Origin of the sequence: Microcoleus sp. BM001215392 (assembly GCF_036700185.1) — a bacterium.
Classification (GTDB): domain Bacteria; phylum Cyanobacteriota; class Cyanobacteriia; order Cyanobacteriales; family Microcoleaceae; genus Microcoleus.
Window position 1 is genome coordinate 20,541 of the sequence record NZ_JAUBOJ010000006.1, and the last position, 19,280, is coordinate 39,820.

Below are 19,280 nucleotides of genomic sequence, written 5' to 3' on the forward strand. Positions count from 1 at the left end.
GTTAAAATGATCGATTTAAAACAGAAAACAATTCACCCTGTAGCATGGATGATAGGTGCAGCAACGCTGATCATGTTTGCCGCCAGCAGCGCGAGACACGCATTGTTTCATTCAACTGCATACGACTTAGCCATTTTTGACCAAGCAATTTACTTAATATCTCAAAATCAAACGCCATTTTCCTCGTTAATGGCTATCAACATTTTAGGCGATCACGCGGCATTTATTTTCTATCCTCTGGCTTTACTTTACAAAATATATCCCGATGTACACTGGCTGTTATTCGTGCAAGCTTTCGCCCTAGCGTTAGGTGCTTGGCCTAGTTGGAGTTTAGCACGTCAAGCGGGATTAAACGAACCAAAGGCGATCGCAATTGCAGCAGTTTACCTGCTTTATCCCGCAGTATTTAACGTCAATCTTTTTGACTTCCACCCCGAAGTAATTGCCTTACCCGCAATCTTAGCAGCAATCTTAGCCGCGAGACTTGATAAAATATTGTGGTTTTGTGCCGCCGTTATATTAATTTTAAGCTGCAAAGCAGTCCTATCTTTGACAGTTGTGATGATGGGCGTTTGGCTATTATTCTTTGAGAAAACACGCAGGTGCGGAATCATCGCTATATTTCTCGGCGCGGCTTGGTTTTTGATCGCAACTCAAGCACTCATCCCCTATTTTAATCAAGGTAAACAACACGCAGGTGTCGGGCGATATCAATATTTAGGAAACTCGGTTTTTGAAATAGTGCTTAATTTAATTCTCAAACCGCATTTAGTAGCGGGGCGGCTGATTTCTGCCGATACTGTGGGATATTTGATTTTGTTATTTTTGCCTGCAATCTGGTGGGTTTCCCCGCGCCACCTGTCGCCGTTAATTGCTGCTTTACCCATGCTACTGATGAATATTCTTTCGGATATTGAAGCTCAGCGAGATTTGATTCACCAGTATTCTGTGCCGATATTTCCGTTTTTATTAACTGCTGTAATTTCTACACTCGCAGACAGACAGAAAAGAAACAGCAATTTCTGGAAAAATGCAGCTAATTATCTGTGGAATCGCCGTAACTCAATGCCCCGAATTTGGAATCGAGTATCAAAACGTATTTCTCTTAAATATGTTAAACATATCTGGACTCACCGCATTTGGATTAACCGCAGTTGGAGAGGTGGAAAATTGCTGTTTGCCCATTTCTCAAAATTGCTGATTTTGTGGTCGCTTTTTACTTTCTTGATTTTGGCAAAGTACGGCTATTTTTGGACAGTTTATTTAGAATCTCTCGATACTTGGCAAGCGACGCGACAGGCTATTCATAGAGTCAAAACTAAAGGAAATGTTTTAACAGATAATTCTATTGCACCTCATCTAGCTCACCGTTTAAAACTTAAATTGCTGCATCAAGTTGCTAACGGAGAAAGTTTGAATGAATTTGAGTATGTGTTGCTAAATCTCCGCCATCCTTGGCACGATACTGCTGATACTGCTGTCAGTGTCGCCGCTCAACTTAAACAATCTCCTGGGTTTAAAATCAGCTACCAGCAAGATGATGTTTTGTTGTTCCAGAAAATCACTAAATAATATTATTGGTAACAATTGTTGTTACAATATATGCTGGGATTTTTTGACAAGAGTTTTTGAACAGTGCTGGTGCGTCGCTACTCGAAAAGTCGATTTTTAGGCAGAGATTTATCGCAGTATACACACCCTACGGCTAATGTAGGATTTTTGATAATTGGTATGAGTAGTAACTAACAATGAATAAATCTAATTATTTAAAATATCTAAAACATCATCCCGTAATTTGGAAAATCGCCCTTGCTGTCCTAATATTTTTCCTGTGCAGCAGCGTACGCCACGCCCTGCTTCAATCTAACGCCTTTGAACTCGGAATTTACGATCAAGTAGCCTATCTCATCAGTCAAGGACAAACGCCGTTTTCCTCATTTCTCGAAATTCACCACCTGGGAAATCACGCCGCTGGGGTGATGTATCCGGTGGCTTTATTGTACAAAATATATCCCCAGGTTCATTGGCTGTTGTTAGTGCAAGCAGTTGCTCTAGCATCCGGTGCTTTGCCAGTTTGGAGTTTGGCGCTTCAAGCCGGATTAAATAATAGCATATCTCGGGCGATCGCCTGTATGTACCTCCTCTATCCATTAGTCTTCAATGTCAACCTCTTCGACTTCCACCCCGAAGTAATTGCTTTACCAGCATTGTTAGCCGCAATCCTAGCGGCGCGGCTGAATAAAATCCTGTGGTTTTGTGCTGCCATCATCTTAGTTTTGAGCTGCAAAGCCGTGCTATCTTTAACTGTGGCGGCGATGGGATTGTGGTTGTTGTGTTTTGACAAAAAACGCAATTTCGGGCTGATAGCTCTATTTCTCGGCGCGGGTTGGTTCCTGGTAGTTACTCAGGCTGTGATACCTTATTTCAATCAGGGAAGAGAACACGCGGGAATCGGGCGGTATGGATATTTAGGTCATTCTGTTTTAGAAATTGCTGTTAATTTAATCTTGAAACCAAATCTAATTTTAGGGCGTTTGTTTTCGGGTGACACTTTTGAATATTTAGCATTATTACTATTGCCTGTAATTTGGTGGATTTCGCCGCGGCATCTGACACCTTTAATTAGCGCGGTGCCGATGTTGGCAATGAATATTCTTTCCGATATTCCGGCTCAGCGAGATTTAATCCATCAATATTCTCTGCCGATACTCCCGTTTTTGTTGGTAGTCGTAATCTCCAGTTTGGCAGATAGGAATCAGCAAGGGAGAAAGACAATATTTGAAAAATTGCAAATTCCCGATAGTCAATTGCCAAAACTAATTGTAATTTGGTCGTTGATTGGATTTTTAGCTTTAGCGAAATACGGCTATTTTTGGACTATTTATTTAGATTCCTTCGACACTTTCCCAGCTACCAAAGAAGCGATCGCTCTCGTCAACACAAAAGGCAGTCTTTTAACAACTTCTCACATTGCTCCGCACTTAACGCACCGCCCTGTCGTACAATTAACTCAGGCTCACGCGCCTCCGGCAAATCTCGCAGAATTTGAGTATGTCTTGCTGAATTTGCGGTATCCTGGCTGGATGAGCGATCGAGCTTTTGTGCAAAACCTCATAACTAAACTCGCCAAAAATCCCCAATTTACACTCAAATATCAGCGGGATGATATTTATCTATTTACTCAAAAACCTAAAAAATAAATCATCATCTCTTCCTTGGCGGATAAAAGCGCCTAAGCGCTTCGCGCAGGCTGCGCCAACGCGGTTCGTAAAACAAACCTCATTCACAAATAAATTTGATTGGGACTTACCGCAGGGCGACTAAAGAAACCGGATTTTTTACCAAATTCTGTATTTGATACCAAAACCAAGCGTGCAAATCCACAGCATACTGCACCTACAGATAGCTAACAGTGCGCGGAGTCAATTCAAACACTCAGCCGGCTAACTCGGTGTCAGCCGGCCAAATCAGCCCCGAGGAAGCAGCTTTTTTGGTACGGGTGGGGTGCAGGGAAATTGCCATCAGATGCCAAAAATACGCACAACAGTGTGATATTCTATTTTATTTATATCCCCTTTGAGGAATGATTTTTCAGGGCTGGCGATCGCCAAAATCTTTGGCCGACTCCAAAAACCGGGTCAGCCGCGAGTTTCCTCAACCGTCGGGGATACGGAAAAATCACTAAAAAACCGACAACCTAAAACTCAAGTTTTGTCAAGGTTTTACTCTTGGTAAGTAAAGAGAAATATAGAAGTGTTTAAAATCACATTCTGGGGTACAATTGTCAAAAGCTCGTAGCATCCTCAACTCCGATCCTAAACTATGAACACAACAGAAAAATCTAAACTCTCCAACGAAAAAACTTTGGAGGCGATGAAGAATTTCTCCGAAACCTACGCCAAGCGCACCGGAACTTACTTTTGTTCCGAACCTTCAGTGACTGCTGTAGTTATAGAAGGACTAGCAAAGCACAAAGATGAACTAGGCGCTCCCTTATGCCCTTGTCGCCATTACGAAGATAAAGAAGCCGAAGTCAAAGCCGCCTACTGGAACTGTCCTTGCATTCCCATGCGCGAGCGGAAAGAATGTCACTGTATGTTATTTCTGACGCCAGATAACGATTTTGCTGGAACTAATCAGGAAATTGGCATGGATCAGATTCAAGCTGTCAGAGATACTATGTAATTTGTTAAGTAGGCGGTCTTCAGTTGACAGTTGACAGTTAATCTGGGACAGTTAAGAGCGACCTCTACCTGAAAGGAAGAGTATTGGAGTAATGAATAGTCTTCTTTTAATTTCTCCCGCTCGGGCTTTGGGCTTTAAACCAATTATTTGTGGTAAAATTGGTAGCTGTTGTGAAAAGAGGTATTAATTTTTCCTGTTTTTAAGACTTAGCTATTAACAAAAACGAGCGCCGCCTACTCAAACACGAATCCCAAATCAAAAAATCCTAATCTCCAATCGAATGACAGAGGAAATGCCGATCGAGTTTTGGCAAGGTATCGAACAGTTTAACAGCCAAGATTTTTACGCTTGTCACGATACTTTAGAGGCTTTGTGGATGGAAGCGGGCGAGCCGGAAAAAAAGTTTTATCAGGGAATATTGCAAATTTCTGTCGCGCTTTATCACTTAAGCAATCAAAACTGGCGCGGTGCCGTAATCTTGCTGGGAGAAGGTATAAATCGGCTCAGTTATTATCAGCCGAGTTATGCTGGAATTGCTGTTAAAGACTTGCTCGGACAAGCTGCTAAACTTTTGAGCGCTTTGCAACAAGCTGGGCCGGAATCAGTAATTAATTTTATACCGTTGTTCGCAGGTACAGATGTTGCAGGCTTGCAATTGCCATACATTTTGAAATTAGAACAGGTTTCAAGCTCGTAAAAATTACATCATAAAATTATTGCACGGGCTTTATATGATTATTTTTTGTCGTAAGCAATGCAATTTCTGGTTGAGTAAAAGTCGGGCTAGATAAAACTTCCGTCCGCACCCTCAAACAGGGCTAGACAAAACTTCCGTCCGCACGCTCAAACTGTAAATCGGCCAAACACCTCGTGAAAATGGCTGTTGTCTTGCTAGTATAAGTGGTTGACGCTCTCCGGCAGGTCGATCGACCTCACCGGACTTTTTCACGGCCGTTAAAATAAAATACCTAACCGATCGGGTGTGGTGGAGCTAATCTCCCTAGAGAAAAATCAGGGGTGAGATAATGCCCTTCAGCAATTTCAAAAATTTTGAGGCTTGCCAAGCTATGATGCCCTCCGCTAAACTACTCAACTCCCGCATATTCCAAGGATTATCGCTGCTTTTGCCGCTGACTCTGGCTGGCGCGATCGCCTCTCCTACCTACCCCCAGGCTGCCCCGCCCCGCACTCTTTCCGTGCGATCGGACGTTCAAGAAGCTGACTCGAAAACAGGCATCGTGACAGCCCGCGGCAACGTCCAAATCAACTATCCAGCCCGCCAAATACAAGCCACCGCAGCTCAAGCTCAATACTTCAGCCGCGAGCGCCGGATCATTCTCAGCGGCGACGTGTACGTCTTGCAGCAGGGCAACAGCCTGCGCGGCGAAACCATTACATACTTGATCGATGAAGGTCGGTTTATCGCCCTCCCAGACAATCCAGGACAGGTAGAATCGGTCTATCTGGTTGCCCCGGAACAAGATTCAGCAGCCCAAAACGCGATCGGGCCCAAACCAGCCCCAGTTAATCCAAATCCCGCTGTTAAACCGCCCGCCCGTCCTCGAACAGCTCCTAAGTAACACCCCCGGTAGCAGCAAAATTTCGCATCGGCAAAAAGATACTACTTGAGATAGATGCGAAATTTCGTCTTTTAAATAGTAAAAAGTTTGAAAAGGTAGAATGTAAACTTCAAACGCGATCGCACAAACCCGCAGTCTAAAATTTAGCTGGTAGAATTTGCCTCAGCGAGCATGAAAATTGTACTCGAAAATATTCACAAATCCTACGGAAAACGCAATGTAGTTAGTCGCGTCAACCTTTCAGTAGCCCAAGGAGAAATTGTAGGACTCCTCGGCCCCAACGGTGCAGGGAAAACCACAACATTTTACATAGCAACCGGATTAGAAAAACCCAATCAAGGGACTGTTTGGCTCAACGATTTAGACATCACTAAATTGCCGATGCACAAACGAGCAGAGCTGGGAATAGGCTATCTCGCTCAAGAAGCCAGCATTTTTCGCAACATGACGGTACGCGACAACATTTTGCTAGTGCTAGAACAAACTCAAGTGCCTTGTGGGGAATGGAAAGAGCGAGTCGATTTTCTGCTGCAAGAATTTCGGTTACAAAAAATCGCATCCAGTTTGGGAATTCAAATTTCCGGGGGAGAAAGACGGCGGACTGAACTGGCAAGAGCCTTAGCTGCTGGGCGAGACGGGCCGATGTTCCTATTTTTAGACGAACCGTTTGCAGGCGTCGATCCGATCGCAGTTGACGAAATTCAGACTATTATTGCTAAACTGCGCGATCGTAAAATCGGCATCCTGATCACCGATCACAACGTGCGAGAAACCCTCGAAATTACCGATCGAGCCTACATCATGCGAGACGGCCAAATTTTAGCCTCCGGGGCTGAAGAAGAACTCTACAGCAACCCTTTAGTGCGGCAGTATTACTTAGGCGACAACTTCGTGCGATAGTCTTTGGACAGCAAAAAGCAGAATTTGAGAATTGAGAATTTAACTTTTAAAGTCCAGGAGGCATCAAACCAAAGAAACCGGGTTTTTTACTCAATCTGCCGACTGCGACGAGTCTTTTCCTAAAAAACCCGGTTGTCTGACTAACCCTGCGTAATTCCTACTTTAGATTAAGGAGCAATCAGCGAGAACGCGCAACTATGAAAATAGCAATGTCCAAATCCTTCAACCCCCTCAACTGGCTGCCGAGAATCTCAGTAATGGACTGGTACATTACCAAAGAACTACTCGGCCCATTTCTGTTTGGCGTCGGACTATTTACATCCGTCGCCGTCACCGTGGGAGCCTTATTTGAATTAGTCCGCAGAGTAGCAGAATCAGGACTCCCCTACGGCGCTGCCCTCGAAATTTTCCTGCTGCAAATTCCCTACTTTGTGGTATTAGCTTTTCCCATGTCAATGCTGCTAGCAACCTTAATGAGCTACAGCCGACTTTCCAGCGACAGCGAACTTATCGCCCTGCGGAGTTGCGGAGTTAGCGTTTACCGATTGATAATGCCCGCAGTGATTATGAGTTTAATCGTTGCCGGCTTCACCTTTGCTTTACAAGAGTTAGTCGTACCCGCCGCCAGCTACAGAGCTACTTTAACTTTAGACAGAGCCCTCAAGCGAGAAAAACCGACATTTCAAGATCGAAATATTATCTACACTGAATTTCGCAAACCAGAAAAAGGCGGTGAAGAAATCCTGTCCCGCTTTTTTTATGCAGAACAGTTTGACGGCCAGCAAATGAAAGGTTTAACAATTATCGATCGCTCCGCCCCTGGCCTCAATCAAATCGTTTCTTCAGAATCAGCGACTTGGAATCCCTCAGAAAACACCTGGGATTTTTTCAACGGCACTGCTTATATAGTCGCTCCAGACGGCTCTTACCGCAATATAGTTAGGTTTCAACACCAGCAGTTGCAACTCCCCCGCACGCCCTTAGATTTAGCTGCCAGAGTCCGAGATTTCAAGGAAATGAACATTGCTCAAGCTTTAGAGCGTTTGGAAATTATTAAAAACAGCGGCGATGTACCGCAAATTCGCAAACTACGGGTGAGAATTCAAGAAAAATATGCTTTTCCGTTCGTGTGCTTGGTATTTGGTTTAGTGGGAGCAGCTTTGGGAACTCAACCGCGGCGATCGGGCAAAGGAACAAGTTTTGGTATTAGCGTAGTGGTGATTTTCACTTACTATGTATTTTCTTTCATCACCAGTTCTATGGGCGTCAAAGCTGTTTTGACACCGATTCTGTCGGCTTGGCTGCCGATCGCCTTTGGCTTGGGAATCGGTGGATTGTTGTTAGGACGGGCAGCGTCTAGGTAGTTTATAGCCTTTCTCAAATCGGTTAAATCCGTTGTCAAACTTCCATTCCATCCTTTATGGATTACCAAAAGTATTGATTTCGCCACCGCCGAGGTAGCGTCCCGGAGTCAGGGAGCGGGGACTAGGAACAGGTTCGGGTTGAATTTGCTGCTGGGTCTGATTATTTGTGTTTTGAGGAACCACACCAAAGCTAGGCTGAGTTGGCAAGTTAAACTGGTTCGGTTGAGTTTGTTGAAATTGAGAATTCGCTGAATTGGGAGAGAATTGGGGGTTAACGATCTTGCTTTCGGCGATGGCGCTAGGAAAAGCCGATTGACGGACATTGGGTACTAGCGGTATTGGGGCTGGCGTGGCGACAGGAAGCCCCACAGTTTGAACTTCCGGTACTAAGCCGGAGCCGGATAAATTAGTTTGGTACGGATTTTTTGGCACAGCCACAGCCGCAGGTGCAGTATTAATTTCCGGGAGGCTCGGTACTCGGGAATTTAACCCGGCAAATGATTCAGGGGCTGTAGCTGCCGGGTTTAAGAATTGTTGAGATTCGTTGATAATTGTATTTGTCTGAGCTGGAAGTTGCAAAAGTGCTGCCGGAACATTCACAGGATTTGCTTTCCCTTGAGCTGTAGCGGTCGTTGGGAGCAAGTTTGCCGGATTTGCGGGAGTATCCGTGGCAGCGGGTCGATCGAGCAATTTAGCCGAGTTTGCCGTTTTTTGACTAGAAGTCGCCGTTGTCGGAGTGTTACCAGCGACGTATTTTTTCATAGCTGCTTGCAGCGGACTCAAAGGCAGAGGATTGTCGTTTTGTTTCCCCGAACTAGGGCCGAGCGATGCTTGCGGTAAACTTGCTGTCGGTGTATTTTCCGACTCGGCGATCGTTTTGTTTCCCCAACTCAACCCGCTGTCGCTAGGTGGACTCAAAGCGGATGTCGCGTTTAAACTTGGCAAGCTGGAATTTGGCGAATTATTGTTGAGTGTGCCAACCGCAGAATTTTGTAAATTTTGCAGCGATACAAATGTGTTGGTTGCCGCTGGCTTGGGCGCTGAAGGTCGCTGCGGAATTTCCAAGCTGCCAGTGCGAATTTCGTTGAATAAACCTTTGCCTTTGACTGTTGCTAAATTTAACAAGTTCTGTTCCGAATTAGAGCTATTCAACTGATTGACTAGCACGGGCAAGCTGTCGATTTCAGCAGCAATGGCGCTATCTTCAGCAGAAAGCCCCGGCAGCGAATCTTGTTTTTTTGAGGCTGCTACTTCTTCGCCATCTACGCTCAACCTTTCTGGATGTACGGAGACCTCCCAGATAAATAAGCCTCCCCCACAGAGTACGGCTAGGGGAGCCCAAACCGCCGGTTGTGTCCAGTGGCGCAACCGTGCAATCAGATAGCGGACAGATGTAGGGAATCGTTTGAAACTCGACATAGTTTTCCTTCCATCCTGTGCGGACTTAAAACTATTTTTCATAGTCTACCACATCAATCTAAATTATTTTTGCTGTCCTGAGGTAAGCGCTAGCGGGTTTTTCATGAAAGGTTGCTACAGATATATCGAACAGGTGAAGCTATATCGAACACTGGTAGAAATATGTGTTGCCAGCTAAAATAAAGCGGCCATAGGAATGATAAAATCTCACCAGAGGCAGTGTTCAGTCTGCCGGGGAGCCGCTCGATCGACCGCTCAGCAAAATGTCAAGGAAAAATTGGCAATTGTTGAGCACAATACCCAAGGAAACTTGAGAGGAATTTGATGAAAAAAGTAGTAGAAGTATTAGGAAGTCGGGAAGAACTAATAGAGCGCTCGCTCGCGGTTGTCCTGTCGAAAATCACAGCAGCGATCGCAGAACGGGGACTCTGTACGATCGCCTTAGCGGGCGGAAGTACACCCGAACCACTCTACCGAGCGCTCTGTACCCAAGACTTGCCTTGGGAAAAAATTCACGTTTTTTGGGGCGATGAACGCTACGTTGCCCCAGAACACCCGGACAGCAATCAAAAAATGGCGCGCCTGGCGTGGCTCGATCGAGTAAACATCCCCGCCAGCAACATCCACGCCATGCCCACAGGCGCAGGCGACCCCGCAGCCGACTGTAGGGCCCACCAAACTCAGTTGCAGCAATTCTTCAAAATATCCGACGGCGAAGTTCCTGCTTTCGACATCATTCTCTTGGGCATAGGAGACGACGCCCACACAGCCTCTCTATTTCCCGGCACAGCAGCGTTGCAAGTCCGATCGGCTCTAGTAACTGTCGGCAACAAAGACGGTCAACCCCGCATCACCTTTACAGTCCCCTTAATCAACCGCGCCCGGTGCGTCATATTTATGGTGGCAGGAGCCAGCAAACAACCAGCCCTGGCTCAAATTTTTGCCCCCGCAGCCGACGACATGACCTATCCGGCCAGACTCGTTCAACCAGAAGGCGAACTTTGGTGGCTGCTGGATGCGCTCGCTGGCTCCGCCCTAAAATAGCCTCAACAGCCTCTCGGGTTCGCACAGCTAGCACTATCACTAATTCAATCTTTCCTTTAACCCCGAATGTCACGGCGCGAGCTCACTTGCTAGTATGAGCGAAGCAATATGAGAATTGTGGCGGTTAAAGTTAAAATTTGACCATATACACGAGTATTTTTATGAGGCTGATTTGAAAAGAAGGCCTTCTTCAAGGAGAAATCGATGATTGTCTGTCCCAATTGCAATCACCAGAACCCCGACGGGGCCAGCCAGTGTGAGTCTTGCTACACGCCTTTACCACTTACCGCAAGTTGCTCGAACTGCGGTGCTGCGGTTCAGACAGATGCAGCATTTTGCGGTCAGTGCGGCTTTAATTTGCGTCCGGGTTCCATAGTTCCAGAAGTTGAGGTGACTGTACCTTCTGTCTCGACTGTGGGCCCGACAGTGGTATCGCCACCGATGCCGGAACCCGCGACAACCGAACCCATGATGGCACTGGAAACAGTGGTTGCCCCAAGTCAGGGGCCGAATTTGGAAAAAACTCCTGCCAGCATTCCTACAATCGCAGAACCCCCGCCGTTGCCCTCGGTTCCTGTTACAACTGAATCGGCGGCAACAGCAGTAAATACATCTCCCCCAACAATCGGCAGCCCGCCACCAAGTGTGGCAAAAACTCAACTGCAACAGCAGTCGTCGCGCCTGATACACGTTCAGACAAATACGCCGATCGAATTGCCTCACAATCTGTCTGTGATTCATATCGGCAAGCCCAATGATTTAGTGCCGCCGGATATTGATGTTTCGGGATTTGCAAATTCTGAGATTGTTTCTCGGGTACACGCAAATCTCCGGGTGGAGGGAGATGCTTGCTACCTAGAAGATGTAGGCAGTTCCAACGGCACTTACGTCAACAATACTCCTCTGCCCAAGGGCAACCGACACCGGTTGCGACCGGGAGACCGTATCTCTCTAGGCAAAGGAGACCTGGTTACATTTCTATTTCAAATCTCTTAGAGCGAGTTTGGATTGGGCGATCGAAAGTCTAAAATCTAAAATCGCATCTTGAGGCGCTCTACCAAAACTCAATGCTGCCAATGTGATTAAGCTGACCTTGCTACATCCACTCCAGTCTATACCCGTCCGCAGTTGGATCTTTGAAGACGAACAGGTCGTCCGGATCGGGCGATCGACAGAAAACCACGTCGTTCTGTTTAGCGCTGTGGTTTCTCGTCGCCACATCGAATTGCGCCGCAGCGGCATAACTTGGGAACTAATTAATTTAGGTACCAACGGCACTTACCTCGATGGTAAGCCGATCGCTAAGGTTCCCGTTGTGGACGGTCTGATCGTTCACTTGGCTCGCTCGGGCCCGAAAATTCAAATCAATGTCAGCCCGAATCAGTCCTCTGTACAGTTAGGGCTTGCTAGCGTCAAGCCAAGGGATGCTAAAGCAATTCACGCTCCCTTGGAGGGCGCTCAGATTAGCACGATTCCGATTTCCGATCAAAAAGAAGTTGGCACTTCTAGGGAAGAAGAAGATTTAACGGAGGCAGAAAGCAATCGCCATTATTCGGAAGAATCAGAAGAAGAATATTAAATCGGCAGCTTTGGACGATCGAAATTTTTCTAGCAGGCGGCACTCAGGAGTTTATTTATGAGTACATCACAACAGATTGTCAAGCGCAGCGAACTGCATGGCCGCCTCACGATAGACCGCCGCACCGCCCAAGAGGTTGGTAGGGTAGATCGGCTTTGGCTCGATATCAGCTCCCAACGGGCGATCGGCTTTACTTGCAAATCGGGACTTTTGGGCAGCAAAAAAACTTGGTTCGCTTGGGCGCAAGTAGATACCATAGGCGAAAATGTTTTTGTCACCATTAACCCGGAACTGCCGGAATTGTCAAAGCCGGAACAAGCTGTTTGTCCGATCGGTCTTGAGGTGCTCACAGACGCTGCAAATAAAGCAGGTACGGTGGTTGACTACCTATTTGATGCCCGGACTGGTTCGGTCATTCACTACCTGTTTAAATCGAGCGGCTGGCGGGGCGTTTTAGACGGGATCTACTTACTGCCCGTGGCAGCTATTTCGACGATCGGCAGCAAGCGCGCGATCGTCTCTGAAGCTGCTGTATCGGAGCCTGTGGAGTACGCGGAGGGACTTCACAAAAAAGTCGGTCACGTAGCAGAGTTTTTCCACGAAGATTTGGACAGAACTCTCAAAAATGTCGCAGGTGTCAAGCGAAACGCTCAAAATCTAGCAGAAAAACTCCAAGATAAAGCTCTAGAAGTCAGGGATGCAGCTCAAGAAAAAGTTGCCCAATTGAAGCAGCGACAAACTCAGGAATCTCGAGAGCCCGAGTCGCCCCCGCAGCCGCCGGAGTCGGATTTGTTCTGAAGCGCGACCTTCTGGATCGAGAAAGCGACTAATTATCGATCGCATTTTGGGGCGGCACGCCCCCGGAAAATCTATATGTACGGGAGTGCAGTTCATTGAGGCTTTCTCGATCCTTACGTCCAGTGCTGCTCAAAGCATTGTATTTTAAAGGTATCGAATGAATAAGGAAAATGTTAGCAACCACAAAAGACCTATGCTGTTTGATACAACCAACTCGGATTTTATATAGAAGCCCCGGCATTAATAATTGCTTACATTCTGTCTGGGCCAACAGCAATTGGCAGATGGTTCACCTTGGCTCGATCGACAACTCGAATCATCCACAGCGAAGCTCCCGCCCATACAATCGAGCGGTTCACACCGCTATCAATTACTGCCTTCACCAGATTAATACTATCGTGTTTGGTTGTTATCTAGGAGAGACGAAATTTGCACCGGCACCGAAAGAACACAATCAAAAATTTGTGTTGTTTCCTCAAATAGCTAAAAGTTCAACTTTGTTAGCGACAGAGCCAGGGATTCGCAGCGCACTAACCAAGCCTTTAAGCATAAATTTTTTGGCTGTTTTATCCCCAAAATTTGAGCTGGAAGCCTCCCCTTTTTGGTCTTCCGGGGGAGTGTCAAAATATCAGTGATTACTTTAACTCTGCTACATCCTATCCAGTCTGTCCCGGTTCAGAGTTGGTGTTTTGAATCTGAATCGGTGGTTCGGATCGGTCGCTCTAACGACAATGATGTAATTATTTACAGCGCTGTAGTTTCCCGCCACCACGTTGAGTTGTGGAATCATCCTTATGGCTGGGAAATTATTAATTTTGGTGCTAATGGCACTTATGTAGATGATAGACCCATCGCTCAGGTATCAGTAGCGGACGGGATGACGATTCGCTTGGGCAATTCCGGGCCAAAAATCAGGATTCGGGTAGGGGCGACAAATCTGCAACCGGCCAAAATATCTCGGTCACCGCACCGCGAACTCGCCGGCCAAAAGGACGAAGTTTCAGAAGATAAATTAACTGCTTGGTCTGTGGCTGGCGCCATCGTCTCAGACGATGAAGATGGAGCGCAGACTCACATCGATCTTGACTGATCCACCGCTATCTCTTCTGCCTCTAGGATAGCTCACACAAAGTTCAGGGTGCACTAATTTAATCTCCGACTAATAGGCGATCGATTGAACACATTTTTTTGCAAATAAATCTCTAAATTAATTAACAGATTCTCTCGTAGGAACTCACCCTTCTAGGGATAATATTTGGGGGATATCGCTCGATATTACCTCTGTTTCGCTGCTAGCCCAGCGGCGGTAGTCTAAGAGCAATTGGTACATCAACCGCTGTTTGACGCCCAAAAGCACGCTCTTGAGCAAGCCGTTGCCGGTGGCTTCTAAAATCGGTTTGGGCGTCAGCCAAAAGGGCGGCGGTAACTCTACTTGCACTTCCAAATCGGCTTTTCCCTTCAGATACGTTATCGGGCCTTTTTGGTGTGCAGCAAGTTGTCCTTTCAGATTGAGAGCAAAGCGATCGTTTATATAATCTACCCCAAGGATTTCGCAGCCCACCGATTCGAGCTCGATCGTGCCGTCCGACTGCGCCCACACCCTCATGTCTACGGTGGGTTGAATGCTCAGCATCATAAATTGTAACGGTCGCATTTTCAGACGAAAACAATCATCGCTCAGTTGCTCTGTCCGAGTGCGATCGACCAGAGCGTTTACCAGTCGCCTCGGCTGGCGCAGATAATGTTGAATGGGAACCCGTTCGTCTGGTACGGCGATCTCAACGGATTGGGAAGCATGAAAGTGGGTATACATGAGAAGATATCAATATATAGGATTCCTAAGCATATCTTAATAAACTATCACTTTTTTAAGGTGACATCACTCGCGCACTGGGGTAGTGTCATCCGACAAATAATGGATAAAAGCTTTCGGGAAATCACTAATTTTTTCATCATACTTGCCTGCTGATGAGAGTAAAGCAAACATTTGTAACGCAAAATTACCGATTATTATGAAAATTTCGTTAGCGAAGCCCTCGAAGAGGATCGCACATCTCGGCCCTGTTGGTACTAATGCAGAAACAGCGGCTCAGGCTTATGTCAGTTGGTTGAGCCTGGAAACTAACTTTGAATGCACCCTGTATCCTTATTCCACCATTTCTCAGGCACTAGAGGCATCCGCCTCCGGACTGGTTGATTGTTCAATTGTGCCTGTAGAAAATTCCATAGAAGGGAGCGTGACTGTCACCCTAGATACGCTGTGGCGGCTGGATTCACTGCGAATTAAACACGCCTTGGTTTTACCGATTTCCCACGCCCTGCTGTCAAATGCTCCAAGTTTTAACGAAATTAAAAAAATTTACTCTCATCCGCAAGCCTTAGCTCAGTGTCAGTTGTGGTTGGCCGAGTTTATCCCGGGGGCTGAGTTGATTCCAGCCAATTCAACCACCGAAGCCTTGCAGTACCTGGCAGATAGCAGTATAGCGGCAATCTCTTCGCCAAGAGCCGCCGAACTCTACAAATTGCCCGTACTAGCCAGCCCGATTAATGATTATCCCGACAATTACACTCGATTTTGGGTGCTGGGTTCCGATCGAGGAAAACTCGGAAACGCCCCACAATCCCACGACTCATCAATTACATCAGCCACCCAACCATCGCCTCACTTGCATCATGATGCAGCGCCCGCCAATTGCACCCACACGTCACTAGCTTTTAGCGTACCTGCAAATATGCCGGGAACCTTGGTCAAACCTTTGCAAGTATTTGCCAGTCGCGGTATTAACTTAACTCGCATTGAATCTCGCCCGACGAAGCGATCGCTCGGAGAATACATTTTCTTTATGGATGTGGAAGCTGATGCTTGTTCTACATTAGTGCGATCGGCACTAGAAGAGTTAAAAAACCATACGGAAACTTTAAAAATCTTTGGTTGTTACAGTGTACTATCAGTAGTATAATCTTAGGTACAACTTAGGAGGCTAGGCAGATGAATGCGGATGAATTTCTGAAGCGATATGCAGCCGGAGAAAGAGATTTTCATGAAACCAACTTGCAAGAAGCTTCTTTGCGAGAAGCTTTCCTGATTCATGTTAATCTAGCCTGTGCAACTTTGAAAGAAATCAATTTAGCTTTGACAGACCTAAGTTGGGCAAACTTAATCGGTGCAAACCTCAAAAATGCTTGCCTGGTAATGGCACAACTAAATGGGGCTAACCTTACCAAAGCTGATTTAACTCTTTCAAGGTTGACAGGAGCTGAGATGATTCAGGCAAACCTGAAAAACGCCAATTTGAGCGACACAAAAATGATAGGTGTTGATTTGACCGGGGCTTCATTGTACCGAGCAAACCTCATAGAAGCCAACCTGATTGATGCTTGCTTGGACAATACAGACCTCAGAAAAGCAAATCTAACTGAAGCAAAACTGCGCGGAGCGAGTTTAAAACAGGCTAACCTGAAAGGAGCATTGTTGTATGAAGCCAATCTTCAGGACGCTGATTTGAGAGAAGCTGACTTGCGCGGCGCTAATTTGAGCGGGGCTATTTTATGCGGTGCCAATATCGAAGGCGCTAAGCGTGATGACGCAACGGATTTAAGCCGGGCGATTCATTTTTTCATCAGACAAATCTGATATCTGGCAACATAAATTACGCGCCGAATTAGACGACTAAGGACTAAAAAATATGGTATTCATTTGGCTAAAAGTGCAGTTGATTTGCTCTTGTACCTTGGCAAAATGAAGCTGCATCTTGAGTATCTCTTTCTTAGAATTAGCTTCAGCAATCTTACTTTCCAAAGCTAGCAAGTTGCGGTTGAGAGTTTCTACTCGCACAGTTTGGTCGTCTAAATCAATTTTTACTTCTGCTACTTTATCCAACTCGATTTGCTTGCGAACCCAGGCATGTCGCACCAAGTTTTCGTCTCCTTTTTCAAGGGCTACCAAAGCTCGCTGCTGCCACTGATTGGCTTGAGATTCAGCTTGATTGTATTGCCACTGAATGCGGAGTTGGGCGGAAATCGCGCTGCTAACAGCTTGGCGCAGTTGCTTGAGAGGTTCCTGAATTTCTAAGATTAACAAATCCCACAGATTCATCAATTCGCAGGTAAATACTTCGCGTTCTACAGAGGCTACTAATGCTTCCAAAAGTAACAAATTTGGTTGCATGTGCTGCATGGTGGTCTCAAATATTAACTGTGCTTCTGATAACTGTCGATCGCTATTTTTATCTGAGATTGCACTGGGTGAATTCTTTAAGATTTTTTGAGTTTTGTCTGCCCCAGTTTCGGAATCTAAACTTGCAGGTACAAAAGCCTGTAATTTTTCGCGGGCGATCGCACTCAGCCTGTCTCGCACCAAATCGCAGGCCGCTCGCTGCACTGGCCCTGTTTCGCTTTGACAAATTTTGATGACTATTTTTAAGCCTGCATCGCCGTAATTGAAGGCTTCCTTTAGCGCGGCAGTCCGGTGTTCGCTGACGGAACTAGACAGTCGGTGTTTCACTCCGGCTAGTCCGCCGAGTACAACACCCCCTACAGGAGGTGGCAGTTGACCGCCTCTAACTGCATCGTATGGTTTCGGTTGGTCGCTATTATTTGACACAAGCATCTAATTTTGGAACGGGCATCTTCCCCGTTCTACAGAAAAATTTATTTTTGTGGAATGGGCGTCTTGTCCGTTCCTAGATATTTTTGTATAAAATCTATTAATTCTCAATTATTTAATCTCCAAAGCGAAAATCTAAAATCGAAAATGGTATGATTTCTGTGTAATTTTGGGTTCGATGCAGGCAAAACAGATCGTACTTTTTACCTGCACGCCATTGGCTATTGGAGCGTATCTTTTAGTACAGTCCTCGCCGCCAAGTGATTGCGAGTAGAAGTTAAAATTTCGGTTTCGCGTTCCAATCTCGCAGCAGTATCTTGCAATTCTAAAAGAGTTTGCTGTTCTGTGGCTGCACCGTAAAGGTAGCTGGCTACCCAGTAGGACAGTTCTGTGGGCAAACTAGGAATATCTTCTGGTAGGTCGATCGGCTGATCCATCAATTTGCTAGACAGGCGAACTACATCTCTCAGCAGTTGTTCGACTTCTTTGCCCAAAGATCGGAGGTCTTTTTCAGGCGGCTCGTCTTCAATCCATTCTACTAAACCGACTAAATACGGTTTTTCCCGAACGGCATCGAGGACTCGGAAGCGTTGCTGTCCGAGAGTCATGATTTTCATGCGATCGTCCGGGAGGCGCTGACAGTGAATGACTTCGGCGCAACAACCAACGGCTGAGACTTTGTTTTGGTTCGGGTCCCACATCAGCACACCGAAACGACGATCGCCCTCCAAAATCGTATTCATCATGATTCGATAGCGAAACTCGAAGATTTGCAGCGGCAGCGGTCTACCTGGAAATAGAACCACTTCCGGCAACGGAAATAAGGGGAGTTCGCGAACTGCGGAGGAGGAAGAGGATGCCATTGTCGCTCAAAGGTGACGGTACTTGCGCTTATTTTTCTTACTTTAACTGATTTGAGTAATTCCGGGGCAGGAGCGATCGGGCTTTTTCAATGGGGATGCGGTCGGTACACCGCAAAAGCCAATGCTCCCAGCCACCGCTGCCAGCTCAAACCAGCAGTCATGCCTTTAAAATGATAAAAATTATGTTTTTGCTTAAATAATGATGTAAAAGGCTATGATAGCTACTTTAAAATAACTATTTCTTTAGCTATCCCTGATAGATTAAAAATTACGTTAATTAGACCAATTTACTAAGAAACTAATCACAACCGCTCGCCCTTCTACGGGCAAGCGAACGAGCTGACAACTGACAACTGACAACTGACAACTGTCAACTGTCCCAGCTCAACTGACAACTGTCGATCGCACTTTTACAAAAAAAGGAACAATGTATTCTGCCATTGTTCCTTGTTTATGAATTTGAAATCCGTCAATCTACAGCTTGACTTCGATATCTACGCCGGCTGGCAAATCCAGTTTCATCAAAGCGTCAATTGTTTTAGCGGAGGGCTGGTGAATGTCGATAATCCGACGGTGCGTGCGGGTTTCAAAGTGTTCGCGAGAATCTTTGTCTACGTGGGGCGATCGCAGCAAGCAATAAATCCGTCGTTTTGTCGGTAGGGGAATCGGGCCGATCGCAGTGGCGGCTGTCCGATTTGCTGTGTCTACAATCTTTTCACAAGATGCGTCGAGAATTCGGCGATCGAAAGCTTTGAGGCGGATGCGGATTTTTTGCTGTGGAATTGTTGCCATTTTTTTTTGTTGAATTTTCTAGGTTCAGTTTATTTTTTGTTATTTGTTATTGGTTATTTGTTATTGGTTATTTGTTACTTGTCATTTGTTATCGAATATTTAATCAATAACCACTAACTACTAACTACTAACTACTAACAACTAACTACT

General features: G+C 46.0%; 20 protein-coding genes. 14 read left to right on the forward strand and 6 right to left on the reverse strand.

Annotated elements, in window-relative coordinates; genetic code table 11:
• Positions 1 to 6: 6 nt before the first annotated feature.
• The 7 genes from QT974_RS01425 to QT974_RS01455 all read left to right on the forward strand — a co-directional run bounded on the left by QT974_RS01425 (position 7) and on the right by QT974_RS01455 (position 8,029).
• The gene (locus QT974_RS01425; RefSeq protein ID WP_333466759.1) at positions 7 to 1,572 is read left to right on the forward strand and encodes a DUF2079 domain-containing protein; all 1,566 of its coding nucleotides are present in this window, start codon (positions 7 to 9) and stop codon (positions 1,570 to 1,572) included.
• A 176-nt stretch (positions 1,573 to 1,748) separates the two neighbouring features.
• On the forward strand, positions 1,749 to 3,200 hold the full coding sequence (locus QT974_RS01430; protein ID WP_333466760.1) for a DUF2079 domain-containing protein: 1,452 nt from the start codon (positions 1,749 to 1,751) through the stop codon (positions 3,198 to 3,200).
• Positions 3,201 to 3,822: 622 nt separating this feature from the next.
• Positions 3,823 to 4,185, forward strand: coding sequence for a ferredoxin-thioredoxin reductase catalytic domain-containing protein (locus QT974_RS01435; protein ID WP_172186333.1), 363 nt, complete (start codon positions 3,823 to 3,825; stop codon positions 4,183 to 4,185).
• A gap of 280 nt (positions 4,186 to 4,465) precedes the next feature.
• The gene (locus QT974_RS01440; RefSeq protein ID WP_333466761.1) at positions 4,466 to 4,882 is read left to right on the forward strand and encodes a DUF309 domain-containing protein; all 417 of its coding nucleotides are present in this window, start codon (positions 4,466 to 4,468) and stop codon (positions 4,880 to 4,882) included.
• A gap of 370 nt (positions 4,883 to 5,252) precedes the next feature.
• Positions 5,253 to 5,765 (forward strand): LptA/OstA family protein, encoded by a 513-nt coding sequence (locus QT974_RS01445; RefSeq protein WP_333466788.1) that lies wholly within the window; start codon positions 5,253 to 5,255, stop codon positions 5,763 to 5,765.
• Positions 5,766 to 5,936: 171 nt separating this feature from the next.
• Entirely contained in the window at positions 5,937 to 6,665 is a 729-nt protein-coding gene (gene lptB, locus QT974_RS01450; RefSeq protein ID WP_333466762.1) for an LPS export ABC transporter ATP-binding protein, read from the forward strand.
• 197 nt (positions 6,666 to 6,862) lie between these two features.
• The gene (locus tag QT974_RS01455; RefSeq protein WP_333466763.1) at positions 6,863 to 8,029 is read left to right on the forward strand and encodes an LptF/LptG family permease; all 1,167 of its coding nucleotides are present in this window, start codon (positions 6,863 to 6,865) and stop codon (positions 8,027 to 8,029) included.
• A 54-nt stretch (positions 8,030 to 8,083) separates the two neighbouring features.
• Here QT974_RS01455 and QT974_RS01460 read toward each other — a convergent pair whose 3' ends face one another.
• On the reverse strand, positions 8,084 to 9,448 hold the full coding sequence (locus QT974_RS01460) for a hypothetical protein (RefSeq protein WP_333466764.1): 1,365 nt from the start codon (positions 9,446 to 9,448) through the stop codon (positions 8,084 to 8,086).
• A 324-nt stretch (positions 9,449 to 9,772) separates the two neighbouring features.
• Between QT974_RS01460 and pgl the strand changes: the two genes are divergently transcribed.
• From pgl to QT974_RS01480, 4 genes are all read left to right on the forward strand, one after another.
• Entirely contained in the window at positions 9,773 to 10,492 is a 720-nt protein-coding gene (pgl, locus tag QT974_RS01465; RefSeq protein ID WP_333466765.1) for a 6-phosphogluconolactonase, read from the forward strand.
• A gap of 204 nt (positions 10,493 to 10,696) precedes the next feature.
• Complete coding sequence (locus tag QT974_RS01470) at positions 10,697 to 11,488, forward strand: FHA domain-containing protein (protein ID WP_333466766.1); 792 nt, start codon at positions 10,697 to 10,699, stop codon at positions 11,486 to 11,488.
• Positions 11,489 to 11,570: 82 nt separating this feature from the next.
• Positions 11,571 to 12,071: an FHA domain-containing protein gene (locus tag QT974_RS01475; protein WP_333466767.1), complete on the forward strand. Its 501-nt coding sequence runs from the start codon at positions 11,571 to 11,573 to the stop codon at positions 12,069 to 12,071.
• 57 nt (positions 12,072 to 12,128) lie between these two features.
• Positions 12,129 to 12,869, forward strand: a complete 741-nt coding sequence (locus QT974_RS01480; RefSeq protein ID WP_333466768.1) for a PRC-barrel domain-containing protein — start codon at positions 12,129 to 12,131, stop codon at positions 12,867 to 12,869.
• Between the two features lie 251 nt (positions 12,870 to 13,120).
• Here QT974_RS01480 and QT974_RS01485 read toward each other — a convergent pair whose 3' ends face one another.
• Entirely contained in the window at positions 13,121 to 13,252 is a 132-nt protein-coding gene (locus tag QT974_RS01485; protein ID WP_333466769.1) for a hypothetical protein, read from the reverse strand.
• Between the two features lie 248 nt (positions 13,253 to 13,500).
• Between QT974_RS01485 and QT974_RS01490 the strand changes: the two genes are divergently transcribed.
• A complete protein-coding gene (locus QT974_RS01490; RefSeq protein ID WP_333466770.1) occupies positions 13,501 to 13,959 on the forward strand; it encodes an FHA domain-containing protein in 459 nt (152 codons plus the stop codon).
• Between the two features lie 144 nt (positions 13,960 to 14,103).
• Here QT974_RS01490 and QT974_RS01495 read toward each other — a convergent pair whose 3' ends face one another.
• Positions 14,104 to 14,682, reverse strand: coding sequence for a DUF1997 domain-containing protein (locus tag QT974_RS01495; protein WP_333466771.1), 579 nt, complete (start codon positions 14,680 to 14,682; stop codon positions 14,104 to 14,106).
• Positions 14,683 to 14,881: 199 nt separating this feature from the next.
• On the opposite strand from QT974_RS01495, the gene pheA reads away from it, so the two are divergent.
• Together pheA and QT974_RS01505 are read left to right on the forward strand one after the other, a co-directional pair.
• Positions 14,882 to 15,829, forward strand: a complete 948-nt coding sequence (gene pheA, locus QT974_RS01500) for a prephenate dehydratase (protein ID WP_333466772.1) — start codon at positions 14,882 to 14,884, stop codon at positions 15,827 to 15,829.
• 29 nt (positions 15,830 to 15,858) lie between these two features.
• The gene (locus QT974_RS01505) at positions 15,859 to 16,503 is read left to right on the forward strand and encodes a pentapeptide repeat-containing protein (RefSeq protein ID WP_333466773.1); all 645 of its coding nucleotides are present in this window, start codon (positions 15,859 to 15,861) and stop codon (positions 16,501 to 16,503) included.
• 36 nt (positions 16,504 to 16,539) lie between these two features.
• On the opposite strand, the gene QT974_RS01510 is transcribed toward QT974_RS01505, so the two are convergent.
• The 3 genes from QT974_RS01510 to rpsJ all read right to left on the reverse strand — a co-directional run bounded on the left by QT974_RS01510 (position 16,540) and on the right by rpsJ (position 19,130).
• The gene (locus QT974_RS01510) at positions 16,540 to 17,478 is read right to left on the reverse strand and encodes a PspA/IM30 family protein (protein WP_333466774.1); all 939 of its coding nucleotides are present in this window, start codon (positions 17,476 to 17,478) and stop codon (positions 16,540 to 16,542) included.
• Positions 17,479 to 17,696: 218 nt separating this feature from the next.
• Entirely contained in the window at positions 17,697 to 18,338 is a 642-nt protein-coding gene (locus QT974_RS01515; RefSeq protein ID WP_293122099.1) for an LON peptidase substrate-binding domain-containing protein, read from the reverse strand.
• 474 nt (positions 18,339 to 18,812) lie between these two features.
• The gene (gene rpsJ, locus QT974_RS01520; protein ID WP_194011386.1) at positions 18,813 to 19,130 is read right to left on the reverse strand and encodes a 30S ribosomal protein S10; all 318 of its coding nucleotides are present in this window, start codon (positions 19,128 to 19,130) and stop codon (positions 18,813 to 18,815) included.
• Positions 19,131 to 19,280: the final 150 nt, after the last annotated feature.